Genomic DNA, 22626 nt, shown 5'->3' on the forward strand with positions numbered 1-22626 from the left:
AGGCTTTTGTAAAGCGCCGGAAGGGGGTTGAACGAGCCGGGGAAGAAGGGAATGCGTCAGTGCGAATGACCGCAGCTGCCACCACCGCCAGCCGCGCGTCTGGCGGGCATGGGGGCGTCACGGTCCACGCCGGCCTCGGCCAGGCGGCGCTCGTAATCGGCCCACAGCTGGGCCTGGCGCGCGCCGAGCTGGTAGAGCAGATCCCAGGAATAGATGCCGCTCTCGTGCCCGTCGCTGAACAGCGGCTGCACGGCGTAGTTGCCCACGGGCTGCAGGTCGACGATCTGCACCTCGCGCTTGCCGGTCTGCAGCACTTCCTGGCCCGGGCCATGGCCCTGCACTTCGGCCGAGGGCGAGCAGATGCGCATCAGCTCAAAAGGAATGCGGAACACCGCGCCATCGGAAAAGCCGACTTCGAGCACGCGCGAGGCGCTGTGGACGGTGATGGATTGCGGCGTCGGGGCGCCGGCTTGCAGACCTGCCATCAGGAAGGGTTCTCGAGCATTTGAAGGGCCTCGATCATCGCCGCTTCGGCTGCGGGCAGTGCGGCGGCCACGCGCGCCTCCAGCGCGGCGTCGCGCGCACGCTGCGCAGCGGCCCATACCGGGGACGGAAAGTGGCTGTCTTGCTCGAAGCGCGCGATCACATGCCAGTGCAGGTGCGCCACCATGTTGCCCAGCGCCGCGAGGTTGATCTTGCGCGGTGCCAGCGTGTTGCGCAGCGCGAGTTCGACGGCCATCACAGCCTCCATGCAACGCACGCGTTCGGCCGGCGCCAGCTCAGAGAACTCGGCCACATGCGATTGCCAGACCACGCGGTAGAAGGCGGGGAAGCCCGCCTCGTCGGCATGGATGACGCGAAAGGCCCGGCCCTGATAGACCAGCCGGCCGCCGAGGGTGTCGCACAAAGGGCAGGTCACACCAGCACCCGTTCAATGCCGCCCTGGTTGGCCGCTTCCACATACTGCGGCATCCAGTCCTCACCGAGGATCTGGCGCGCCATCTCGACCACGATGTAGTCGGCTTCGAGCAGGCCGTTGTTCAGGTCATTGCCGTAGCGGGAGAGGCCCTGCAGGCAGCTGGGGCAGCTGGTGAGGATCTTGAGGTTCTGCTCGGCCGGCAGGCCCGCCTTGGCGCGCAGCGCGGCTTCGCCCTTCTTGAGTTCCTCTTCCTTGCGGAAGCGGATCTGCGTCGAGATGTCGGGCCGGCTCACGCCCAGCGTGCCCGATTCGCCGCAGCAGCGATCACTCTTGAGCACCTGCTCGCCCACCAGCGACTTCACGGTCTTCATCGGGTCCTGCAGCTTCATGGGCGTGTGGCAGGGGTCGTGGTACAGGTAGGCCGAGGCGTTGGCCTCCAGCTTCACGCCCTTCTCCAGCAGGTACTCGTGGATGTCGATGATGCGGCAGCCCGGGAAGATCTTGTCGAACTGGTAGCCCTGCAGCTGGTCGTAGCAGGTGCCGCAGCTGACCACCACGGTCTTGATGTCCAGGTAGTTCAGCGTGTTGGCCACGCGGTGGAAGAGCACCCGGTTGTCGGTGATCATCTTCTCGGCCTTGTCGAACTGGCCCGAGCCGCGCTGCGGATAGCCGCAGCACAGGTAGCCCGGCGGCAGCACGGTCTGCACGCCCGCGTGCCAGAGCATGGCCTGCGTGGCCAGCCCGACCTGGCTGAACAGCCGCTCCGAGCCGCAGCCGGGGAAGTAGAAGACCGCCTCGGTCTCGGCCGTGGTCGCCTTCGGGTTGCGGATGATCGGCACGTAGTCCGCATCCTCGATGTCCAGCAGCGCGCGCGCCGTCTTCTTGGGCAGGCCGCCGGGCATCTTCTTGTTGACGAAGTGGATCACCTCTTCCTTCAGCGGCGCGCGCCCCAGGGTGGCCGGCGGATGCGCGGTCTGCTTCTTGGCCGCGGGGCGCAGCAGGTCGTGCGCCAGGCGCTGCGCCTTGAAACCGACCTCGACCATGCCGGTGCGCATGGCCTTGATGGTGGTCGGGTTGGTGGCGTTGAGGAACATCATCGCGGCCGCGTTGCCGGGCCGGAAGCTCTTCTGCCCCATCTTGCGAAGCAGGTTGCGCATGTTCATCGACACATCGCCGAAGTCGATCTTCACCGGGCAGGGCGTGAGGCACTTGTGGCACACGGTGCAGTGGTCGGCCACGTCCTCGAACTCCTCCCAGTGCTTGAGCGACACGCCGCGGCGCGTCTGCTCCTCGTACAGGAAGGCCTCCACCAGCAGCGAGGTGGCCAGGATCTTGTTGCGCGGGCTGTAGAGCAGGTTGGCGCGCGGCACATGCGTGGCGCACACCGGCTTGCACTTGCCGCAGCGCAAACAATCCTTGACCGAATCGGCGATGGCGCCGATGTCGCTCTGCTGCATGATCAGCGACTCGTGCCCCATCAGCCCGAAGCTGGGCGTATAGGCGCTGGTCAGGTCGGCGAACAGCGGGTGCGAACCGTCGCGCAGCAGCTTGCCGCGGTTGAAGCGGCCTTCGGGGTCCACCTGCTGCTTGTAGCGCGCGAAGGGCGCCAGTTCCTCGTCCGACAGGAACTCCAGCTTGGTGATGCCGATGCCGTGTTCGCCCGAGATCACGCCGTCGAGGCTGCGCGCCAGCTTCATGATGCGCTCCACCGCTTCGTGGGCGGTCTGCAGCATCTCGTAGTTGTCGCTGTTGACGGGGATGTTGGTGTGGACGTTGCCGTCGCCCGCGTGCATGTGCAGGGCCACCCACACGCGGCCCTTGAGCACGCGCTGGTGGATGGCGTTGCATTCGGCCAGGATCGGCTCGAACTCGGCGCCCGAGAAGATCTTGGCCAGCGGCGCCTTCAGCTCGGTGCGCCAGCTCGCGCGCAAGGAATGGTCCTGCAGCTGCGGGAACAGCGCCTGCACGTCGCCCAGCCAGCTCATCCAGCGCGAACGCACTTCGCGCACCAGCGCGATGGCCTGCTGCACGCGGCCTTCGAGCAGCTCTGCCGTGGGGATCTCGTGCGCGTCGTCGGTCTTGCCCAGCGGCAGGTTGCCCCGCGCGAGGAAGGCTTCCAGTTCATTGGCCAGCGCGATCTTGTTGCGCAGGCTCAGCTCGATGTTGATGCGCTCGATGCCATCGGTGTATTCGGCCATGCGCGGCAGCGGGATCACCACGTCTTCGTTGATCTTGAAGGCGTTGGTGTGGCGGCTGATGGCGGCCGTGCGCTTGCGGTCCAGCCAGAACTTCTTGCGCGCCTCGGGGCTGATGGCGATGAAGCCCTCGCCCGAGCGCGAATTGGCGATGCGCACCACTTCGCTGGTCACGCGCGCCACCGCGTCGGCGTCGTCGCCCGCAATGTCGCCGAACAGCACCATCTTGGGCAGGCCGCCATGCTTCTTGCTCTTGGTGGCGTAGCCCACGGCCTTGAGGTAGCGGTCGTCCAGGTGCTCCAGGCCGGCCAGCAGCACGCCCGAACGCTTCTGTTCCGCGAACATGAAGTCCTTGATCTCGACGATCGAGGGCACGGCGTCCTTCGCGTTGCCGAAGAATTCGAGGCAGACGGTGCGCGTGTGCGCCGGCATGCGGTGCACCACCCAGCGGCAGCTGGTGATCAGGCCGTCGCAGCCTTCCTTCTGGATGCCCGGCAGGCCCGAGAGGAACTTGTCCGTCACGTCCTTGCCCAGGCCTTCCTTGCGGAAGGTCTTGCCGGCGATTTCCAGGCGCTCGGTGCGCAGCGGCGTCTTGCCGTCGGCGGCGAAGTACTGCAGCTCGAACACGGCGCTTTCGGCGTCGTGGATCTTGCCCAGGTTGTGGCCCACGCGCGTGACTTCCAGCCACTGCGCCTGCGGCGTCACCATGCGCCACGAAGCGAGGTTGTCCAGCGCCGTGCCCCAGAGCACGGCCTTCTTGCCACCCGCGTTCATGGCCACGTTGCCGCCCACGCAGGAGGCCTCGGCCGAGGTCGGGTCGACCGCGAACACGAATCCCGCGCGCTCGGCGGCGTCGGCCACGCGCTGCGTGACCACGCCGGCCTCGGTCCAGATCGTGGGGACCTGCTGGCCTTCCAGGCCCGGCAGCTCGCGCATCTCCACCTCGGTCATGGCCTCGAGCTTTTCGGTGTTGATGACCACGCTCTTCCAGGTCAACGGGATGGCGCCGCCCGTGTAGCCGGTGCCGCCGCCGCGCGGGATGATGGTCAGGCCCAGCTCGATGCAGCCGGCCACCAGGCGCGCCATCTCGGCCTCGGTGTCGGGGCACAGCACGACGAAGGGGTACTCCACGCGCCAGTCGGTCGCGTCGGTCACGTGGGCCACGCGCGAGAGGCCGTCGAACTTGATGTTGTCCTTGGCCGTGAGCCGGCCCAGCACCTTGCGCGCCTGGCGGCGCAGCGCAGCCACCTCGTCGAAGGAGCGGTCGAAGGCGGCAACGGCACGCTGCGCAAGCTCGCTGAGTTCGCCCACCAGCGCATCGCGCTGCGGATCGTCCTGCGGCGTGCGGCGTTTCTGCACCTCGGCCAGGCGGTGGCCCAGCGCCTCGACCAGCTGCGCGCGGCGGCGCGGGTTGTCCAGCAGGTCGTCGATCAGGTAGGGGTTGCGCTGCACCACCCAGATGTCGCCCAGCACCTCGTACAGCATGCGGGCGGAGCGGCCGGTGCGGCGCTCGTCGCGCAGGCTCTGCAGCAGGGACCAGCCACGCTCGCCCAGCAGGCGGATGACGATTTCCCGGTCCGAGAAGCTGGTGTAGTTGTACGGAATCTCGCGCAGTCGCGCGGGCTCGGCCGTGTGCGTGAGCAGGGCCGTCAATGTGGTCGGGGCATTCATCGTGGGGCACCGCGGCAGGGCACCACGCGCCCTCAACCGGGGCCGGAATTTTATTCGCGCGACGGCTGGGCTGCCGCCGCGGGGCTTTGAGGCTTAGAAAAGCACGCGCGTGCGGATCGTGCCGGGCACCTGGCCCACCTTCTCCAGCGCCAGTTGCGAGGAGGCAGCATCCACGTCCACCACCACGTAGCCCACGTCGCCATGGGTCTGCAGGAACTGGCCCAGGATGTTGATCTGGTTGTCTGCAAACACTTGGTTGATGGCCGACAGCACGCCCGGCACGTTGCGGTGGATGTGCAGCAGGCGATGGCGCCCCGGGTGGGCTGGCAACGCCACTTCGGGGAAGTTCACGCTGCTGATGGTGGTGCCGTTGTCGCTGTACTTGACCAGCTTCTCGGCCACTTCCGTGCCGATGTTGGCCTGCGCCTCCATCGTGGAGCCGCCGATGTGCGGCGTCAGGATCACGTTGTCCAGCCCGCGCAGCGGCGACTGGAACTCCTCGTTGTTGCTGCCGGGCTCGACCGGGAACACGTCGATGGCCGCGCCCCAGAGCTTGCCCGACTTCACGGCCTGCGCCAGCGCATCGATGTCGACCACCGTGCCGCGCGCCGCATTGATGAGGATGCCGCCTTGCTTCATGGCCGCGAATTCGGGGGCGCCAATCATCCACTTGGTGGATTCGCTCTCGGGCACGTGCAGGCTCACGATGTCGCTTTGGGCCAGCAGCTCATGCAGCGCCGGCACCTGGCGCGCGTTGCCGATCGGCAGCTTGGTGACCACGTCATAGAAAGCCACCTGCATGCCCAGGCTTTCGGCCAGCACCGACAGCTGGGTGCCGATGGAGCCGTAGCCCACGATGCCCAGCGTCTTGCCGCGGATCTCGTGCGAATTGGCCGCCGACTTCATCCAGCCGCCCCGATGCACCAGCGCGTTCTTGGCCGGGATGCCACGCAACAGCAAAATGGCCTCGGCCAGCACCAGCTCGGCCACCGAACGGGTGTTGGAGTACGGCGCGTTGAAGATCGCCACGCCGCGCTCGCGGGCCGCGTTCAGATCGACCTGGTTGGTGCCGATGCAAAAGCACCCGGCGGCCACCAGCTTGGGCGCTGCGGCCAGCACGTCGGCCGTGAGCTTGCTCTGCGAGCGAATGCCCAGGAAATGCACGTCGGCCAGCTTGGCCTTGAACTCCTCGCCCTGCAGCGCGCGCGGCAGCGTCTCGATCTGGGAATAGCCGGCAGCGCGGATCAGTGCTTCGGCGGACGGGTGAATGTTCTCCAGCAACAGGAACTTGATCTTGCTTTTGTCGAGAGAGGTCTTGTTCACCAGCGTACCTTCGAAGGCCAGGGAGAGGTTCTTGTCGGCGCATGCCGCGCACGCCAGGGCCCGGATGACGGCAGGCGCATGCGGGCAAATGGGGGCAAATGCGAATGGAAATTGATCCTAGCATGGCGCATAGGACACGATGGCAGTGCGGGCATGCACGGAGGTGCCGCCCCCATGATCGACAGCGAAGGGTTTCCCCGCTTGGAAACGATTACAACGGCGTGAGACAACGACGCGGTTTTGTCACAAACGAAACCTAGCATTCGCGCTTTTGTTTTTTAGCCGAGGAGTTCCCCATGCGCACCCCCCTGCTCGCCCTGGCCACCGCCATGGCCGCCACGATCGCCATTCCGGCCCAGGCCCAGACCGAAATCCAGTGGTGGCATTCGATGACCGCCGTGAACAACGAGTGGGTCAACGACCTCGCCCGCCAGTTCAACGAAAGCCAGAAGGAATACAAGGTGGTGCCCACCTTCAAGGGCAACTACACCGAAGGCATGACCGCCGCGATTGCGGCCTTCCGCGCCGGCAACGCGCCGCACATCCTGCAGGTTTTCGAAGTGGGCACGGCCACCATGATGGCCAGCAAGGGCGCCACCGTGCCCGTGGCCAAGGTGATGACCGATGCCGGCAAGGCCTTCGATCCGTCCAGCTACATCCCCGCCGTGGCCGGCTACTACACGGCGCCCAACGGCCAGATGCTGAGCTTCCCCTTCAACAGCTCGACCACCATCTTCTACATCAACAAGGACGCCTTCGCCAAGGCCGGCCTGAATGCCGACAAGGCCCCCGCCACCTGGCCCGAAGTCTTCGAAGCCGCCAAGAAGCTCAAGGCCAGCGGCCACAGCTGCCCGATGACGCTGGCCTGGCAGGGCTGGACCCAGCTCGAGAGCTTCTCGACCTGGCACAACGTGGAGTTCGCGACCGAGCAGAACGGCCTGTCGAAGGACGGCTACAAGGCGCGCATGAAGATCAACTCGCCGCTGCACGTCAAGCACATCGAGAACCTGGCGGCGGCGGCCAAGGCCGGTGAGTTCGTCTACAAGGGCCGCGGCTCGGACGCGCAGGCTTCGTTCACCTCGGGTGAATGCGCCATGATCCAGACCTCTTCGGGCTTCTACGGCGACGTGGCCAAGAACGCGAAGTTCAAGTACGGCCTGGCCGCCCTGCCCTACTACCCCGACGTGAAGGGTGCGCCGCAGAACACCGTGATCGGCGGCGCCTCGCTGTGGGTCATGGCCGGCAAGAAGCCCGCCGAGTACAAGGGCGTGGCCGAGTTCTTCAACTTCCTGTCGCAGACCAAGGTGCAGGCCGCCAGCCACCAGCGCACGGGCTACCTGCCCATCACGCTGGCCGCCTACGACCTGACCGACAAGTCGGGCTTCTACCAGAAGAACCCCGGCACCGACGTGGCCGTGACGCAGATGATCCGCAAGACCACCGACAAGTCGCGCGGCATCCGCCTGGGCAACTACGTGCAGATCCGCACCATCGAGGACGAGGAACTCGAGCAGGTGTGGGCCGGCAAGAAGGCCCCCAAGGACGCGCTGGACGCCATCGTCTCGCGTGGCAACGAACTGCTGGCGCGCTTTGAGGCAGCCAACGGCGGCAAGAAGTAAGGCCGCGGTGGCAGCGCGCAGCATGCGCGCTGCACATCGTGGACGGGGTGCGCGCATCGCAGACAATGCGCCACCCCTGGGCGGCGCTTCGGCGCCGCCTTCCGTTTGTTGACAAGCCGCCGGCTCGCAAGCGCTGATTCGAAGACATGGAAAAACGCGTCCTCTTCCGTTCCAAATGGCTGCCCTGGGCCTTGCTGCTGCCGCAGCTGCTCATCATCAGCATCTTCTTCTTCCTGCCCGCGGGCCAGGCGCTGTTGCAGTCGCTGCAGCAGGAAGACGCCTTCGGCATGAGCCGCGAGTGGGTGGGCCTGGAGAACTTCCAGCGCATCTTCAACGACGCCGGCTACCTCGCCTCCTTCCAGACCACCGCGCTGTTCTCGGTGCTGGTGGCCGTCAGCGGCATCTGCCTGGCACTGGCCCTGGCCATCTTTGCCGACCGCATCGTGCGCGGCGCCATGCTCTACAAGACGCTGCTGATCCTGCCCTACGCCGTGGCACCGGCCATCGCCGGCGTGCTGTGGGTGTTCATCTTCTCGCCCTCCATCGGCATCGCGACCTGGTACCTGGCCAAGTGGGGCTACACCTGGAACCACCTGATGAACGAGGACCAGGCCATGACCATGATCGTCATCGCGTCGGTGTGGAAGCAGATCTCCTACAACTTCCTGTTCTTCCTGGCGGGCCTGCAATCCATTCCAAAGTCGCTGATCGAGGCCGCCTCCATCGACGGCGCCGGCCCCTGGCGCCGGTTCTGGAGCATCCAGCTGCCGCTGCTGTCGCCCACCACCTTCTTCCTGCTGGTGATCAACGTGGTCTACGCCTTCTTCGACACCTTCGGCATCATCGACGCGATGACCGCCGGCGGCCCGGGCCAGTCCACCTCCATCCTGGTCTACAAGGTCTACCAGGACGGCTTCAAGGCCCTGGACCTGGGCGGCTCGGCCGCGCAATCCGTGGTGCTGATGATGATCGTCATTGCCCTCACGGTGGTGCAGTTCCGCTACGTCGAGAAGAAGGTTCAATACTGATGTTCGCCGCCGCCTTCAACCCTTCGCGCGGAGCGCAAGCATGATCGACCGCCGCCCCTGGCTCACCGTTTTGTCGCACGCCGTGATGATCCTCGGCGTGCTGATCGTGGCCTTCCCGGTCTATCTGGCCTTCGTGGCTTCCACGCACCAGCCCGACGCCATCGTGCAGGCGCCCATGCCGCTGCTGCCGGGCGACAACTTCTGGAACACCTACAGCGCCGCGCTCTTCGGTGGCAGCAAGGAAGGCTTCAACACCTCCGTGGCGCGCATGATGTGGATCAGCTTCGTCACGGCCATGGTCATCAGCGTGGGCAAGATCGCCATCTCGCTGCTGTCGGCCTTCGCCATCGTCTACTTCCGCTTCCCGTTCAAGATGCTGTGCTTCTGGGCCATCTTCGTGACGCTGATGCTGCCGGTGGAAGTGCGCATCCTGCCGACCTACAAGGTGGTGGCCGACCTGGGCCTGCTCAACAGCTATGCCGGCCTGACCCTGCCGCTGATCGCCTCGGCCACGGCCACCTTCCTGTTCCGCCAGTTCTTCCTGACGGTGCCCGACGAGCTGGTGGAGGCCGCACGCGTGGACGGCGCCGGTCCCATGCGCTTCTTCAAGGACGTGCTGGTGCCGCTGTCGCGCACCTCGATCGCGGCGCTGTTCGTGATCCAGTTCATCTACGGCTGGAACCAGTACCTGTGGCCGCTGTTGATGACCACTTCGGAAGACATGTACCCCGTGGTGATCGGCATCAAGCGCATGCTGGCCGGCGGCGAGGCCGCCAACGACTGGAACATCATCATGGCCACGGCCCTGCTGGCCATGCTGCCGCCCGCGCTGGTGGTCATGCTCATGCAGAAGTGGTTCGTCAAGGGCCTGGTCGACACAGAGAAGTAAACGGGCACAAGGCGTCGCACTCCCCCCGCACAACAAGACATTCCTCATGGCAGCTCTTTCCTTCCGCAACGTCATCAAGCGCTATGGCAAAGGCCCGAAGGCCAACCAGGTGATCCACGGCGTGAGCGCCGAGGTCAAGGACGGCGAGTTCGTCGTCATCGTGGGCCCCTCGGGCTGCGGCAAGTCCACGCTGCTGCGCATGGTCGCGGGCCTGGAGGAGATCAGCGCCGGCGAGATCGCGATCGGCGCGCGCGTGGTCAATGACCTGGAGCCCGCCCAGCGCGACATCGCGATGGTGTTCCAGAACTACGCGCTGTATCCGCACATGTCGAACTTCGACAACATGGCCTACGGCCTGAAGATCGCGAAGGTGCCCAAGGAAGAGATCCGCGCGCGCGTGGACAAGGCCGCCAAGATTCTGGAGCTGGGCCACCTGCTCGAGCGCAAGCCGCGCGAACTGTCGGGCGGCCAGCGCCAGCGCGTGGCCATGGGCCGCGCCATCGTGCGCCAGCCGCAGGTCTTCCTCTTCGACGAGCCGCTGTCGAACCTGGACGCCAAGCTGCGCGCGCAGACCCGCCTGGAGATCCAGAAGCTGCATCGCGAGCTGGGCATCACCTCGCTGTTCGTCACGCACGACCAGGTCGAGGCCATGACGCTCGCGCAGCGCATCATCGTGATGAACGCCGGCGTGATGGACCAGTTCGGCACGCCCGAAGAGGTCTACAACCGCCCGGCCACCACCTTCGTGGCCAGCTTCATCGGCTCGCCGCCCATGAACCTGCTGCGCAACGCGCCGGGCGTGCGGCCCGGCCAGATCCTGGGCATCCGGCCCGAGCACCTCACGCTGGACGACTCGGGCTGGAGCGTGAACGTCGAGCAGGTGGAACTGCTGGGCGCCGAGCGGCTGATCTACGGCCGCGTCGGCGACGAGCAGATCATCATGCGCGCCGACGAATCGCAGGGCGCGCCCGCCGTGGGCGCCACCGTGCGCATGGCGGCCCGGCCGGATCGCCTGCACTGGTTCGATGCCGGCTCCGGCAAGCGCGTGGAATGACGAAAGCATGGCCGTGAAACCCTGGCCCTACCCGCGCTGGATCGCGCACCGCGGCGCCGGCCGGCTGGCGCCCGAGAACACCCTGCCCGCCTTCCGTCTGGGCGCCGAACACGGCTACCGCATGTTCGAATGCGACGCCAAGCTCAGCAGCGACGGCGTGGTCTTCCTGATGCACGACGCCACGCTGGAGCGCACCACCAGCGGCCGCGGCGTCGGCGGCGCGCAGCCCTGGCAGGCGCTCTCGCAGCTCGATGCGGGCGCCTGGCATTCGCGCCGCTGGGCCGGCGAGCCGCTGCCCACGCTGGCCGCGCTGGCGCGCTGGTGCCTGGCCAACGGCCATCTGCTCAACATCGAGATCAAGCCCACGCCGGGCACCGAGCACGAGACCGGCGCCGCCGTCGCACGCGAAGCCGCGCAGCTGTGGGCCGATGCGAGCGTGCCGCCGCTGCTGTCGTCCTTCAAGCCCGAGGCGCTGGCCGCCGCGCGCAGCGCTGCGCCGCAACTGCCGCGCGCCCTGCTGCTGGACAGCCTGCGCGAAGGCTGGCTCGAAGAGGCGCTGCGGCTGGACTGCGTGGCCATCGTCTGCAACCACGCGCTGTGGGACGCCGCCACGGTGGCCCGCGCGCGCCAGGCCGGCCTGCGCCAGCTCAGCTACACGGTCAATGACGACTGGGCCGCCCAGCGCCTGATCGCGCTGGAAACCGACGGCATCATCACGGACCGCGTGGACCTGTTCAGCCCGGCCGGCTGACGCGACCCGGCGCAGGCCGCATCGCGCGCCGTCCTCCTGCACCGGACGCGTCCGCGGCCTGCCTATGATTGCCCGGATGCGCTCCTTCCGCATTGCCCTGGCGGCCCTGCTGGGCCTGTGGCTGTTCGTCAGCCTGCCGCCCTCATCCTTCGCCCAGACCGCCGCCGTGGCGCTGCCGGCCGGCGCCGCCCCGCGTCCGACCGAGCCCGAGGTGGACCTGGGCGGGCTGCGCCAGTCGCTGGAGAAACTGCCGGCCTCCGCAGACACCAGCGACGACGCGCGCGCCCTGCTGGCGGCGCTGGCCGACATCGGCCTGCAGGCCCAGAGCTTCATCGCAGCGCGCACCACGCATCTCAATGACCTCAATGCGCGCCTGGGCGAGCTGGGCGAGGCCCCGGCCGCGGGCGGCACCGAAGACGCCGACATCACGCGCCAGCGCGCGACGCTGGTGCGCGAGCGCAACGGCGTCGACGCCGACATCCGGCTCGCGCGGCTGCTGCTGGTGGACACCCAGCAGCGCGCCACCGACATCCGCGGCCAGCAGCGCGCGCTGTTCGAGGCCCGGCTGACCGAGCGCGCGCCCTCGCCGCTGGGCCGCACCTTCTGGAACGACCTGCGGCTGGCCTGGTCGGCCGACCTGGCGCGCCTGCAGCCGCTGCGCACCGAGCTGGCCCAGGCCTGGGCGCTGGCCGGCCAGCCCGACAACCGGGCTGCGCTGCTGTGGGCGCTGGCGCTGGCCGGCCTGCTGATCACCGCCGGCAACCTGCTGGCCGAGCGCGCGCTGGTGGTGCTGGCCCAGCGCCTGCTGCCGGGCGGCCGGCTGCGGCGCTCGCTGCTGATCGTGGCCATCGTCACGGCCAACCTGTTCATCGTCGCGCTGGGGCTGTGGGGGCTGCTGCAGCAGCTCGAGTCGCGAGAGATCCTCGGCCCGCTGAGCCAGAAGCTGCTGCGCACGGCCGACGAATCGCTGCTGTTCATGGCCTTTGTGGCCAGCCTGGGGCGCGCGCTGCTGGCCAACAACCGGCCCTCCTGGCGGCTGCCGCCGATTCCGGACGCGCTGGCGCTGCGGCTGGCGCCCTTTCCCTGGCTCACGGCCCTGATCGGCGCCGTGGTGTGGCTGCCATCGCAGGTCAACGCGCTGGTGGACGCGAGCTTCGCCGCCATCCTCACCACCCATGCCTTCACCGCCGTGGCGCTGGTGCTGCTGATCGTGGCCATGCTGCTGTGCCTGCGCCAGCCCCGGGCGCCCGCGGCGCCGGCGGCAGCCAGCGCCGAAGGCGGCGCGCCGGCCCCGGCATCACCGGCCGTGGCCGAACGGCCGCTGTGGATTGCCTTGCTGATCGGGGGCGTCTCGCTGGCCCTGGTGGTCATCCTTGCGCTGGTGGCCTCGGGCTACGTGGCGCTGGCCAGCCTGGCGGCGGGGCAGCTCACCTGGACCGGCCTGGTCGCAGCGGCCTTCTACGTGCTGTTCAAGGCCGCCGACGATCTGTTCATGGCCCTGGTGTCGGCGCGCAGCAGCCTGGGCCAGCGGCTGCAGGCCAGCTTCGGCTTTGCGCCGGCCACCCTGGACCAGGCCGCCGTCGTGCTCTCGGCCCTGGCGCGCGTGGCCCTGTTCTTCTACATGGTCATCGCGCTGGTCGCACCGCTGGGCACGGGGCCGGGCGAAGTCTTCGAGCGCGCGGGCAAGTTCGGCACCGGCCTGACCATCGGCGAATTCCAGATCGTTCCGGCGGCGCTGTTCACGGCCATCGGCGTGGTGGTCGCCGGCTTCATCGCGCTGCGCGTGTTCAAGCGCTGGCTGCGCGAAAGCTACCTGCCCACCACCGCGCTCGAATCGGGCATGCAGACCTCCATCAGCACCCTGCTGGGCTATGTGGGGGCCGTGCTGGTGGTGGCGCTGGCGCTGTCGGCGCTGGGCATCGGCATCAACCGCATCGCCTGGATCGCCAGCGCGCTGTCGGTGGGCATCGGCTTCGGACTGCAGGCCATCGTGCAGAACTTCATCTCGGGCCTGATCCTGCTGGCCGAGCGGCCCGTGAAGGTGGGGGACTGGGTGGTGCTGGGCACCACCGAGGGCGACGTCAAGCGCATCAATGTGCGCGCCACCGAGATCCAGCTGGGCGACCGCTCCACGCTGATCGTGCCCAACTCGGAGTTCATCACCAAGTCCGTGCGCAACATGACGCTGGCCAACGCCGAGGGCCGGGTGCTGATCCGCCTGCCCATGCCGCTGAACACCGACGCCCACCGCGTGCGCGAACTGATGCTGGCCGCCTGCGCCGAGCACCCGGGCGTGCTCCAGTCGCCCGCGCCCTCGCTGTCGCTGGAGGGCGTCGAGAACGGCATGCTGATCTTCCAGGCCATCGCCTACGTCAGCAGCCCGCGCGTGGCCGGCGGGGTGAGAAGCGATCTGCTGTTCACCATGCTGGACCAGTTCCGCAAGGAAGGCATCGCCATGGCCAGCCCCACGCTGGTGATGGACACGCGGCCGGCGCAGCCGCAGCCCGGGTGACGGGCGGCCGCCCCTCTCCTGGTCAGCGCTTCCAGCCGCGCAGCAGCAGCCACTGCACGGTGGCACAGACGACGACCAGCGCCGCATAGCTGCCCATGCGGCCGTCGCGGCCCAGCAGGATCAGGCCCAGCAACAGCACCAGCGCACCGGCTGCGCTGAGCACGACCCACTGCTTCCACCAGGCCATCTGGCCCGGCGTGCGCCGGATCAGCCAGCGCGCGGCCGCGCTCAGCCCCAGCGCCACGAAGAGGGCCGGCGCGACGAAATTGAGCAGGTGGTTGATCAGGTCAAGAAAGGACATGGCGCAGCGTCTGTCGCGCTCGAGAAAAGGGGCAGCAGAAACGGCAGCAGCGCCGCGTGCAGGGACGAATCGCCCACCCCCGGCCCGCAGATGGCGGCGAATTTTATAATCCGGCCCCATGGCAGTCTGGGCCCTTGGCTTGAACCACACGACCGCGCCGCTCGATCTGCGCGGTCGTTTTGCGTTCGCCCTCGACCAGCTCGCCCCCACCCTGCAAAGCCTGCGCAGCAGCATGGGCCGCAGCGACGGCCATCCGGAGGTGGAGGCCGCCATCCTCTCGACCTGCAACCGCACCGAGATCTACTGCGCCGCCGCGCAGCCGGCCCTGGAGCACACGGTGGGCTGGCTGGCCGAAAGCGGCGGCGTCTCGCCCGCGCTGCTGCGCGCCCACACCTACGCGCTGGCCGACGACCAGGCCGCGCGGCACGCCTTCCGCGTGGCCAGCGGGCTCGATTCGATGGTGCTGGGCGAGGCCCAGATCCTGGGCCAGATGAAGGACGCCGTGCGCGCGGCCGAGACCGCCGGCGCCCTGGGCAGCACGCTGAACCAGCTGTTCCAGCGCTCCTTCGCCGTGGCCAAGGAAGTGCGCAGCGCCACCGAGATCGGCGCCCATTCCATCAGCATGGCCGCCGCGGCCGTGCGCCTGGCCAGCCAGCTGTTCGAGAAGCTGCAGGAAACGCGCGTGCTCTTCGTGGGCGCGGGCGAGATGATCGACCTCGCGGCCACGCACTTCGCGGCCCGGCAGCCGGCGCGCATCGCCATTGCCAACCGCTCGCTGGACCGCGGCGAGAAGCTGGCGGCGCGCTTTGGCGCCGAGGTGATGCGCCTGGCCGACCTGCCTGCGCGGCTGCACGAGTTCGACATCGTCGTCAGCTGCACGGCCAGCACGCTGCCGCTGATCGGCCTGGGTGCGGTGGAGCGCGCGCTCAAGGCACGCAAGCACCGGCCCATGTTCATGGTCGACCTGGCCGTGCCGCGCGACATCGAGCCCGAGGTCAAGCAGCTCGAGGACGTGTACCTCTACACCGTGGACGACCTGGCCCATGTGGTGCGCCAGGGCGAGGCCAGCCGCCAGGCCGCCGTGGCCGAGGCCGAGACCATCATCGACGCGGGCGTGCAGAGCTTCATGCACTGGCTGGACCAGCGCAGCCCCACGGGCGGCATCGTGCCGCTGATCCAGCAGTTGCAGGCCCAGACCGACGTCTGGCGCCAGGCCGAGCTGGCCCGCGCGCGCAAGCTGCTGGCGCGCGGCGACGACGTGGAAGCCGTGATGGAGGCGCTGTCGCGCGGCCTCACGCAGAAGATGCTGCACGGCGCGTTGGCCGAACTGCACGCGGGTGACGCGCAATCGCGCGAGCAGACCGCGCAGACGGTGTCGCGCCTGTTCCTGCGCAAGGAGCGTTAGCGGCGCTGCCGCCCGCGCGTGCCGCCGCCGCGGTGCGCACCCCTCGCGCCTGCTGCCGGGCGCGCCTCTGGTTTTCTCCCCGCGCCTGCCTTGAAAGACTTCCTCCGCCACCAACTCGAACGCCACGCCGAACGCCTCAAGGAGCTGGACTTCCTGCTCTCGCGCGAGGACATCATGGCCGACATGGCGCAGTACCGCGCCATTGCCAGGGAACATGCCGAGGTGACGGCCGTGGCCGGACGCTGGGCGCGCTATCAGCAACGCGAAGCGGACCTGATGGGCGCGCGCGACATGCTCTCAGACCCCGACATGGCCGAAATGGCGCAGGAGGAAATCGCCAGCGCGCAGGCCGAGCTGCTGCAGCTCGAAGACGAAGTGCAGCGCCTGCTGCTGCCCAAGGACCCCGACGACGCGCGCAACGCTTTCATGGAAATCCGCGCCGGCACGGGTGGCGATGAATCGGCGCTGTTCGCGGGCGACCTCACGCGCATGTACACGCGCCACGCGGCCAACGCGGGCTGGCGCGTGGAGGTGATGAGCGCGAGCGAGAACGAGATCGGCGGCTACAAGGAAATCGTGCTGCGCATCGAGGGCCCCGACGTGTACCGCGCGCTGCGCTTCGAATCGGGCGGCCACCGCGTGCAGCGCGTGCCGGCCACCGAAACGCAGGGCCGCATCCACACCAGCGCCTGCACCGTGGCCGTGATGCCCGAGCCCGACGAGACCCAGGCCATCACGCTGAACCCCGCCGATCTGCGCATCGACACCTTCCGCGCCAGCGGCGCGGGCGGCCAGCACATCAACAAGACCGACTCGGCCGTGCGCGTGGTGCACCTGCCCACCGGCATCGTGGCCGAATGCCAGGACGGACGCAGCCAGCACGCCAACAAGGCCAAGGCGCTGCAGGTGCTGCAGGCCCGGCTGCAGGAGAAGGAGCGCAGCGAGCGCGCCGCCAAGGAAGCGGCGATGCGCAAGGGCCTGATCGGCAGCGGCGACCGCAGCGACCGCATCCGCACCTACAACTTCCCGCAGGGCCGGCTCACCGACCACCGCATCAACCTCACGCTCTACAAGCTGCTGGCCATCATGGAAGGCGATCTGGGCGAGGTGCTGGCCGCGCTGCGCGCCGCGCGCGAGGCCGAACTGCTGGCCGAGCTGGAAAACGCTGCATGAGCCCGGCCACGGAACCGACGCTGGCGCAGGCGCTGGCCGGCGCCGGTGCACTGGGCCTGGACCGGCTGGACGCACAGATGCTGCTGCTGCATGCGCTGGGCCGCGCCCCGCACGACCGCGCCTGGCTGCTGGCGCACGACACCGACGCCCTGCCCGCCGCCGCGGCCGAGGCCTATCGCGCCCTGTGTACCCGGCGTGCGGGCGGCGAGCCACTGGCCTACCTGGTGGGGCACAAGGAGTTCCACGGCCTGAACCTGCAGGTCGACGCACGCGTGCTGGTGCCCCGGCCGGACACCGAAACGCTGGTGGAATGGGCACTGGCCGTGCTGGCAGGGCAGGCTGCGCCGCAGGTGCTCGACCTGGGCACCGGCAGCGGCGCCATCGCGCTGGCCCTGCAGCAGGCGCGCCCCGACGCCACCGTGGATGCCGTGGACGCCAGCGCCGATGCGCTGGCCGTGGCCCGCGCCAATGCGCAGCGCCTGGGCCTGCCGGTGCGCTTCAGGCAGGCCCATTGGCTCGCGGGGGCGCCCGCCGCGCACTACCAGGCCATCGTGAGCAACCCGCCCTACATCGCCGAAGGCGACGCCCATCTGGCCGCATTGCGGCATGAGCCCGCGCAGGCCCTGGCCAGCGGCGCTGACGGGCTGGACGACCTGCGGCACCTGGTGCAGCACGCACCCGGCCACCTGGCGCCCGGCGGCTGGCTGCTGCTGGAACATGGCTGGGACCAGGCCGAGGCCGTACGCGCCCTGCTGCACGACCGCGGCTTCGTCGATGTGCAGTCAAAGGCGGACCTGGCGGGCATCGCCCGTTGCAGCGGCGGCCGCTGGATGGCACCCTCGGCCGCATGAACCCGCCTGCTCCGACCACCCCGACCCCGCCGTCCACTCCCTCCGTGCAGCTGGCCTTCGGCGCCGAAGCGCTGCAACTGCGCTGGCTGGATGCGCAAGGGGCCGCGCAACTGCGCGCGCTGCCCATCGGGGTGGACGCGCTGCGGCAGGCGCACCGCTTCACCCGTCCGCCGCGCGCGCTGGCGCTGGAGGGCGCCATCGAGTCCATCGAAGACGCGGTGATGCCGCTGGCGCCCCAATGCCGGCCGGCGCGCTCCTGCTGCTGGACGCGCAGGGTGCGCCTGCAGGCCTGCAGGCGGCGCTGGTCGGGCCTGCCTTCGACCTCGCGGCCGTGGAGGCCGCCTTCAGCCGCCTGTCGGACCTGGCCCTGGGCCGCCCGGCAGCCCAGGCCGGCGTGCCCGATACACCGGAATTCGCCATCGGCCTGCTGATCGTGCGCGAAGCCATGCACCACCTCTTCCTGCACCATGGCCGCTGGCAGGAAGACGCGGCCGGAGACAGTGCGGATGACCCGAGAAGGCCCGCGTCGGGCCAGACTGTGTCATCAGTGAAATAATTACGCCCCAACTTCTTCCCCCCGCCAACATGAGCGAAGGAACCACCATGAGCGACGTCCAGCAACGCATAGCCGAACTCGTCCAGAGCAATGAAATCCTGCTGTTCATGAAGGGCAGCGCCAGCTTCCCCATGTGCGGCTTCTCGGGCCGTGCCATCCAGATCCTCAAGGCCTGCGGCGTGGACCCGAAGACCGTCAAGACCGTGAACGTGCTGGACGACGCCGAGATCCGCCAGGGCATCAAGGAATTCAGCAACTGGCCCACCATCCCGCAGCTCTACGTCAAGGGCGAGTTCATCGGCGGCTCGGACATCATGATGGAGATGTACGAGTCGGGCGAGCTGCAGCAGGTGCTGACCCAGACCGCCTGAGCGACCCAGAGCGCAAGCCTGGTCGCACGCAAGGGCAGCCCAGGCGGAGCTGCCCTTTTTTGCGCCCGCGTGATGAGCCTTGAAGGCCCCGGCCCAGCGCTATGCTCGGCCGGTGTGCATCCGACGGGCCCTGCACACCCGCCATGACGCTGACCCAAAGCCTTCTCCTCATCGCCGCCCTGATCGCCGCCAGCGCCTTCTTCTCGCTGGCCGAGATTTCGCTGGCCGCCGCGCGGCGCCTGCGCCTGCGCCAGCTGGCCGACGACGGCGATACGCGCGCGCAGAAGGTGATGCAGATCCAGGAGCAGCCAGGCCACTACTTCACCGTGGTGCAGATCGGCCTCAATGCCATCGCCATCCTGGGCGGCGTGGTGGGCGAAGGCGCGCTGACCCCCTACTTCGCGCTGCTCTTCGAGGTCTGGGTGGCACCGGCACTGGCGCAGCAGCTGGCCTTTGGCGCGTCGTTCATCTGCATCGTGGCCGTGTTCCTGGTCTTCGCCGATCTCTTCCCCAAGCGCCTGGGCATGAACAACCCCGAGCAGCTGGCGATGCGGCTGGTGGGGCCGATGCAGCTGTGCATCACGGTGCTCAAACCGCTGGTGTGGCTGTTCATGCGCAGCACCGACGGCCTGTTCAGGCTGCTGGGCCTGCCCATGCAGCGCGAGGACACCATCACCTCGGCCGACATCCTGGCCATGACCGAGGCCGGCGCCCAGGCCGGCGTGCTGGCCGCGCGCGAGCAGCAGGTGATCGCCAATGTGTTCGAGCTGGACACGCGCCTGGTCAGCAGCGTGATGACCAGCCGCGACCGCATCGCCTGGCTGCACAAGGACGACCCGGAGTCGGTGCTGCGCGCGCGCATCGTGGCAGCGCCCTACTCGGCCTACCCGGTGTGCGAAGGCGACATCGACCATGTGCTGGGCTACGTGGATGCCAAGGACATGTTCCACCGCGTGCTCTCGGGCCAGCCACTTCAGTTCGACAAGGGCCTGCCGCTGCACAAGGCGCTGGTCATCCCCGACCGGCTGACCTTGACCGAGGTGCTCGAGCAGTTCCGCCTGGCCGGCGAGGACTTCGCCATCGTGGTGAACGAATACAGCCTGGTGGTGGGAGTGATCACGCTCAACGACGTGATGAGCACCGTGATGGGCGACCTGGTCCAGACCGTGGACGAGGAGCCGCAGATCATGCGGCGCGACGAGAACTCCTGGCTGGTCGATGGCGTGACGCCCATCGGCGACGTGCAGCGCGCGCTGGACATCGACGAGCTGCCGCACGCCGACGAGTACGAGACGCTGGCCGGCTTCCTGATGGTGATGCTGCGCCGCGTGCCGCGCCGCACCGACAGCGTGAGCTGGGGCGGCTTCACTTTCGAAGTGATGGACGTGGACAGCCACCGCATCGACCAGGTGATGGTCACGCGCGGCGGCCCCGCCGCAGCGCCGGGCACGCCGGCCAGGCCCGCCTGATCGGTGGCCGCGCTCAGCCGGCGATGCCGGTCGGTGCGCGGTCGTCGAAGCGGTAGTTGCGCTGGTTGGCGAAGACCGCGTTCGGATAGGGCGCGCGCCCGCGGCTGCCGTTGTAGCGGCCCAGGGCCAGGAACAGATCGCCGCGCTCGCGGTCCAGGTAGTGGCGCAGGATCTGGCAGCCGAAGCGAAGGTTGGGCTGCATCTTGAACAGCGTGCTGGGGTCGCCGTCCCCGATGACGCGGGTCCAGAAGGGCATCACCTGCATCAGCCCGCGCGCGCCCGCGCTGGAAACGGCGAACTTGCGGAAGTTGCTTTCGACCTGTATCAGGCCCAGCACCAGGCTCACGTCCAGCCCGGCGCGGCGCGATTCGTACCAGATGGTCTGCAGCAGCTCCAGCCGCTCGCGCCGGTCCGGGACCTTGCGGTGGATGCGATCGCCCATCGCGCCCAGCCAGCGCAGGTAGCGCAGCCGCGATTCAGTGTCGTCGAATTCGGGAACCGGGGGCGCCGCGTTGCGGATGGCGGCCGACAGCGCACTGCGCACTGCATCGGCCATCGGCTCCTCCAGCTGCGCGCCCGCCAGGGCCTGCGAGGGCCAGGCGCCTGCCAGCGACAGTGCAGCGCCTCCGAAGAGGCAGCGCCGTCGCGTCAGCGCATTCATGCCACCGCGGAGGCCGCAGGCGCGGCCTGCGACAGCTTTGCCTGCAGAAAGCTGAAGGCTTCGGCCGCGGGCACCTTGGTGGCGGCCGCGTCGCGGCGATGCTGGTACTCCAGCACACCGTCCTTCAGGCCCTTGTCGCCGATGGTCAGGCGGTGCGGCACGCCGATCAGCTCCCAGTCGGCAAACATGGCGCCGGGGCGCTCGTTGCGGTCGTCCAGGATCACGTCCACGCCCGCAGCCAGCAGTTGCGCGTACAGGCGCTCGGCCTCGGCCTTCACGGCCTCGCTGCGGTCCATGCCGATGGGGCACAGCACCACGGTGAAAGGCGCGATGGCGTCGGGCCAGATGATGCCGCGCTCGTCATGGTTCTGTTCGATGGCCGCTGCCGGCAGGCGCGTGATGCCGATGCCGTAGCAGCCCATCTCGAGGAAGCGCGGCTTGCCGTCTTCCTCAAGGAAGGTGGCGTTCATGGCCTTGCTGTACTTGGTGCCCAGATAGAACACATGGCCCACTTCGATGCCGCGCTCGATGGCCAGCACGCCCTTGCCGTCGGGCGAGGGGTCGCCCGCCACCACGTTGCGCAGGTCGGCCACCAGTTCGGGCTCGGGCAGATCGCGGCCCCAGTTGACGCCGGTGATGTGGAAGTCGGGCTCGTTGGCCCCGCAGATCCAGTCGGCCATCACGGCCACTTCGCGGTCGGCCACCAGCTTCACGGGCTTCTTCAGGTTCAGCGGGCCGAGGTAGCCGGGCTTGCAGCCGAAGTGTTCCTCGATCTCGGCCAGCGTCGCGAAGCGATAGCCGCCTTCGAGGCCCGGCAGCTTGCCGACCTTGACTTCGTTCATGTCGTGGTCGCCGCGCAGCAGCAGCAGCCAGACCTGGGCGCCCTTGATGTTGCCCGCCTCGTCGAGCAGGTCGGTGGCCAGCACCAGCGACTTGACGGTGGTGGCCAGCGGCACGCCCAGCAGCTCGGCGACGTCGGCGCAGGTGGCCTTGCCGGGGGTAGGCGTCTTCGTCAGCGCAGCGGCGGCCGCGGGGCGCGCGCCGGCCGGTGCCAGCGCCTCGGCCTTTTCCATGTTGGCCGCATAGTCGCTGTCGGGGCAGTAGACGATGGCGTCCTCGCCCGTGGCTGCGATCACCTGGAACTCTTCGCTCAGGTCGCCGCCGATGGCGCCGCTATCGGCTGCCACGGCGCGGTAGCGCAGGCCGAAGCGGTCGAAGGCGGCGCGGTAGGCCTGGGCCATCACCTGGTAGCTCGCCTTGGCGCTGGCCATGTCGCGGTCGAAGCTGTAGGCGTCCTTCATGATGAACTCACGGCCGCGCATCAGGCCGAAGCGCGGACGCCGCTCGTCGCGGAACTTGGTCTGGATCTGATAGAAGTTCTTGGGCAGTTGCTTGTAGCTGCGGATCTCCTGGCGCGCGATGTCCGTCACCACCTCTTCGCTGGTGGGCTGCACCACGAAGTCGCGCTCATGCCGGTCTTTGATGCGCAGCAGCTCCGGGCCCATCTTGTCGAAGCGGCCGGTTTCCTGCCAGAGCTCGGCCGGCTGCACCACCGGCATCGTGAGTTCGATGGCGCCGGCGCGGTTCATCTCCTCGCGCACGATGGCTTCCACCTTGCGGATCACGCGCAGGCCCATGGGCATGTACGTATAGATGCCTGCGCCCAGCTTCTTGACCATGCCGGCGCGGGTCATCAGCCGGTGGCTGGCCACTTCGGCGTCGGCCGGGGCTTCCTTGAGGGTGGAGACGAGGAATCTGGAGGCTTTCATGAAGGGGGCGGCGGGGTCGCGAACTCAAAGACAAAGGGCCGTTTTTCACACGGCCCTTGGGCGGGTTGACCTGCATGCACCGGCCTGGGCGCATCTATGCATAATCGAA

At 68.5% G+C, this 22626-nt stretch carries 19 protein-coding genes; 12 read left to right on the top strand and 7 right to left on the bottom strand.

Annotated features, from left to right (window positions below; translation table 11 throughout):
* Positions 1-56: 56 nt before the first annotated feature.
* The 4 genes from PGB34_RS10015 to serA all read right to left on the bottom strand — a co-directional run bounded on the left by PGB34_RS10015 (position 57) and on the right by serA (position 6108).
* A complete protein-coding gene (locus tag PGB34_RS10015; protein WP_271427935.1) occupies positions 57-485 on the bottom strand; it encodes a DUF971 domain-containing protein in 429 nt (142 codons plus the stop codon).
* Positions 485-919: an HIT family protein gene (locus PGB34_RS10020; RefSeq protein WP_271427936.1), complete on the bottom strand. Its 435-nt coding sequence runs from the start codon at positions 917-919 to the stop codon at positions 485-487. Before PGB34_RS10020 ends, PGB34_RS10015 begins: the two co-directional genes overlap by 1 nt.
* Positions 916-4785, bottom strand: coding sequence for an FAD/FMN-binding oxidoreductase (locus PGB34_RS10025; protein ID WP_271427937.1), 3870 nt, complete (start codon positions 4783-4785; stop codon positions 916-918). The genes PGB34_RS10020 and PGB34_RS10025 overlap by 4 nt, the downstream gene beginning before the upstream one ends.
* Before the next feature lie 93 nt (positions 4786-4878).
* Positions 4879-6108 (bottom strand): phosphoglycerate dehydrogenase, encoded by a 1230-nt coding sequence (gene serA, locus PGB34_RS10030; protein WP_271427938.1) that lies wholly within the window; start codon positions 6106-6108, stop codon positions 4879-4881.
* 296 nt (positions 6109-6404) lie between these two features.
* Between serA and ugpB the strand changes: the two genes are divergently transcribed.
* From ugpB to PGB34_RS10060, 6 genes are all read left to right on the top strand, one after another.
* Positions 6405-7727, top strand: coding sequence for a sn-glycerol-3-phosphate ABC transporter substrate-binding protein UgpB (gene ugpB / locus PGB34_RS10035; RefSeq protein ID WP_271427939.1), 1323 nt, complete (start codon positions 6405-6407; stop codon positions 7725-7727).
* Between the two features lie 146 nt (positions 7728-7873).
* Positions 7874-8755, top strand: a complete 882-nt coding sequence (gene ugpA / locus PGB34_RS10040; RefSeq protein WP_271427940.1) for a sn-glycerol-3-phosphate ABC transporter permease UgpA — start codon at positions 7874-7876, stop codon at positions 8753-8755.
* Between the two features lie 40 nt (positions 8756-8795).
* Positions 8796-9644, top strand: a complete 849-nt coding sequence (gene ugpE / locus PGB34_RS10045; protein ID WP_271427941.1) for a sn-glycerol-3-phosphate ABC transporter permease UgpE — start codon at positions 8796-8798, stop codon at positions 9642-9644.
* Between the two features lie 46 nt (positions 9645-9690).
* Entirely contained in the window at positions 9691-10698 is a 1008-nt protein-coding gene (gene ugpC / locus PGB34_RS10050) for a sn-glycerol-3-phosphate ABC transporter ATP-binding protein UgpC (protein WP_271427942.1), read from the top strand.
* A gap of 7 nt (positions 10699-10705) precedes the next feature.
* On the top strand, positions 10706-11449 hold the full coding sequence (ugpQ, locus tag PGB34_RS10055; RefSeq protein WP_271427943.1) for a glycerophosphodiester phosphodiesterase: 744 nt from the start codon (positions 10706-10708) through the stop codon (positions 11447-11449).
* 76 nt (positions 11450-11525) lie between these two features.
* Positions 11526-13961 carry a DUF3772 domain-containing protein gene (locus PGB34_RS10060; protein ID WP_271427944.1) on the top strand — a complete coding sequence of 812 codons (2436 nt, stop codon included), beginning with the start codon at positions 11526-11528 and terminating at the stop codon, positions 13959-13961.
* 22 nt (positions 13962-13983) lie between these two features.
* Here the strand turns inward: PGB34_RS10060 and PGB34_RS10065 are convergent, their stop codons facing one another.
* Complete coding sequence (locus PGB34_RS10065; protein WP_271427945.1) at positions 13984-14262, bottom strand: hypothetical protein; 279 nt, start codon at positions 14260-14262, stop codon at positions 13984-13986.
* Positions 14263-14380: 118 nt separating this feature from the next.
* Between PGB34_RS10065 and hemA the strand changes: the two genes are divergently transcribed.
* The 6 genes from hemA to PGB34_RS10095 all read left to right on the top strand — a co-directional run bounded on the left by hemA (position 14381) and on the right by PGB34_RS10095 (position 20087).
* Positions 14381-15667 carry a glutamyl-tRNA reductase gene (gene hemA, locus PGB34_RS10070; protein WP_271427946.1) on the top strand — a complete coding sequence of 429 codons (1287 nt, stop codon included), beginning with the start codon at positions 14381-14383 and terminating at the stop codon, positions 15665-15667.
* Between the two features lie 90 nt (positions 15668-15757).
* Positions 15758-16840, top strand: coding sequence for a peptide chain release factor 1 (gene prfA, locus PGB34_RS10075; RefSeq protein WP_271427947.1), 1083 nt, complete (start codon positions 15758-15760; stop codon positions 16838-16840).
* Positions 16837-17691: a peptide chain release factor N(5)-glutamine methyltransferase gene (prmC, locus tag PGB34_RS10080; RefSeq protein WP_271427948.1), complete on the top strand. Its 855-nt coding sequence runs from the start codon at positions 16837-16839 to the stop codon at positions 17689-17691. Before prfA ends, prmC begins: the two co-directional genes overlap by 4 nt.
* A 238-nt stretch (positions 17692-17929) precedes the next feature.
* Entirely contained in the window at positions 17930-18247 is a 318-nt protein-coding gene (locus PGB34_RS10085) for a hypothetical protein (RefSeq protein WP_271427949.1), read from the top strand.
* 47 nt (positions 18248-18294) lie between these two features.
* Positions 18295-18618, top strand: a complete 324-nt coding sequence (grxD, locus tag PGB34_RS10090; protein ID WP_271428256.1) for a Grx4 family monothiol glutaredoxin — start codon at positions 18295-18297, stop codon at positions 18616-18618.
* Between the two features lie 143 nt (positions 18619-18761).
* Complete coding sequence (locus PGB34_RS10095) at positions 18762-20087, top strand: hemolysin family protein (RefSeq protein WP_271427950.1); 1326 nt, start codon at positions 18762-18764, stop codon at positions 20085-20087.
* 13 nt (positions 20088-20100) lie between these two features.
* Here PGB34_RS10095 and PGB34_RS10100 read toward each other — a convergent pair whose 3' ends face one another.
* Both PGB34_RS10100 and PGB34_RS10105 read right to left on the bottom strand, forming a co-directional pair.
* Complete coding sequence (locus PGB34_RS10100; RefSeq protein ID WP_271427951.1) at positions 20101-20748, bottom strand: lytic transglycosylase domain-containing protein; 648 nt, start codon at positions 20746-20748, stop codon at positions 20101-20103.
* Entirely contained in the window at positions 20745-22517 is a 1773-nt protein-coding gene (locus PGB34_RS10105; RefSeq protein WP_271427952.1) for a proline--tRNA ligase, read from the bottom strand. Before PGB34_RS10105 ends, PGB34_RS10100 begins: the two co-directional genes overlap by 4 nt.
* Between the last annotated feature and the right edge of the window lie 109 nt (positions 22518-22626).

It is taken from the genome of Xenophilus arseniciresistens, assembly GCF_028023875.1.
GTDB lineage: Bacteria > Pseudomonadota > Gammaproteobacteria > Burkholderiales > Burkholderiaceae_C > Xenophilus > Xenophilus arseniciresistens.

Coding starts and splice junctions, on each gene's coding strand:
- ugpB (WP_271427939.1), top strand. CDS start 6,405: ATGCGCACCCCCCTGCTCGCCCTGGCCACCGCCATGGCCGCCACGATC.
- PGB34_RS10105 (WP_271427952.1), bottom strand. CDS start 22,517: ATGAAAGCCTCCAGATTCCTCGTCTCCACCCTCAAGGAAGCCCCGGCC.
- PGB34_RS10065 (WP_271427945.1), bottom strand. CDS start 14,262: ATGTCCTTTCTTGACCTGATCAACCACCTGCTCAATTTCGTCGCGCCG.
- PGB34_RS10015 (WP_271427935.1), bottom strand. CDS start 485: ATGGCAGGTCTGCAAGCCGGCGCCCCGACGCCGCAATCCATCACCGTC.
- PGB34_RS10095 (WP_271427950.1), top strand. CDS start 18,762: ATGACGCTGACCCAAAGCCTTCTCCTCATCGCCGCCCTGATCGCCGCC.
- grxD (WP_271428256.1), top strand. CDS start 18,295: ATGAGCGACGTCCAGCAACGCATAGCCGAACTCGTCCAGAGCAATGAA.
- ugpE (WP_271427941.1), top strand. CDS start 8,796: ATGATCGACCGCCGCCCCTGGCTCACCGTTTTGTCGCACGCCGTGATG.
- PGB34_RS10085 (WP_271427949.1), top strand. CDS start 17,930: ATGCCGGCCGGCGCGCTCCTGCTGCTGGACGCGCAGGGTGCGCCTGCA.
- ugpA (WP_271427940.1), top strand. CDS start 7,874: ATGGAAAAACGCGTCCTCTTCCGTTCCAAATGGCTGCCCTGGGCCTTG.
- PGB34_RS10100 (WP_271427951.1), bottom strand. CDS start 20,748: ATGAATGCGCTGACGCGACGGCGCTGCCTCTTCGGAGGCGCTGCACTG.
- ugpC (WP_271427942.1), top strand. CDS start 9,691: ATGGCAGCTCTTTCCTTCCGCAACGTCATCAAGCGCTATGGCAAAGGC.
- ugpQ (WP_271427943.1), top strand. CDS start 10,706: ATGGCCGTGAAACCCTGGCCCTACCCGCGCTGGATCGCGCACCGCGGC.
- hemA (WP_271427946.1), top strand. CDS start 14,381: ATGGCAGTCTGGGCCCTTGGCTTGAACCACACGACCGCGCCGCTCGAT.
- prmC (WP_271427948.1), top strand. CDS start 16,837: ATGAGCCCGGCCACGGAACCGACGCTGGCGCAGGCGCTGGCCGGCGCC.
- PGB34_RS10060 (WP_271427944.1), top strand. CDS start 11,526: ATGCGCTCCTTCCGCATTGCCCTGGCGGCCCTGCTGGGCCTGTGGCTG.
- PGB34_RS10025 (WP_271427937.1), bottom strand. CDS start 4,785: ATGAATGCCCCGACCACATTGACGGCCCTGCTCACGCACACGGCCGAG.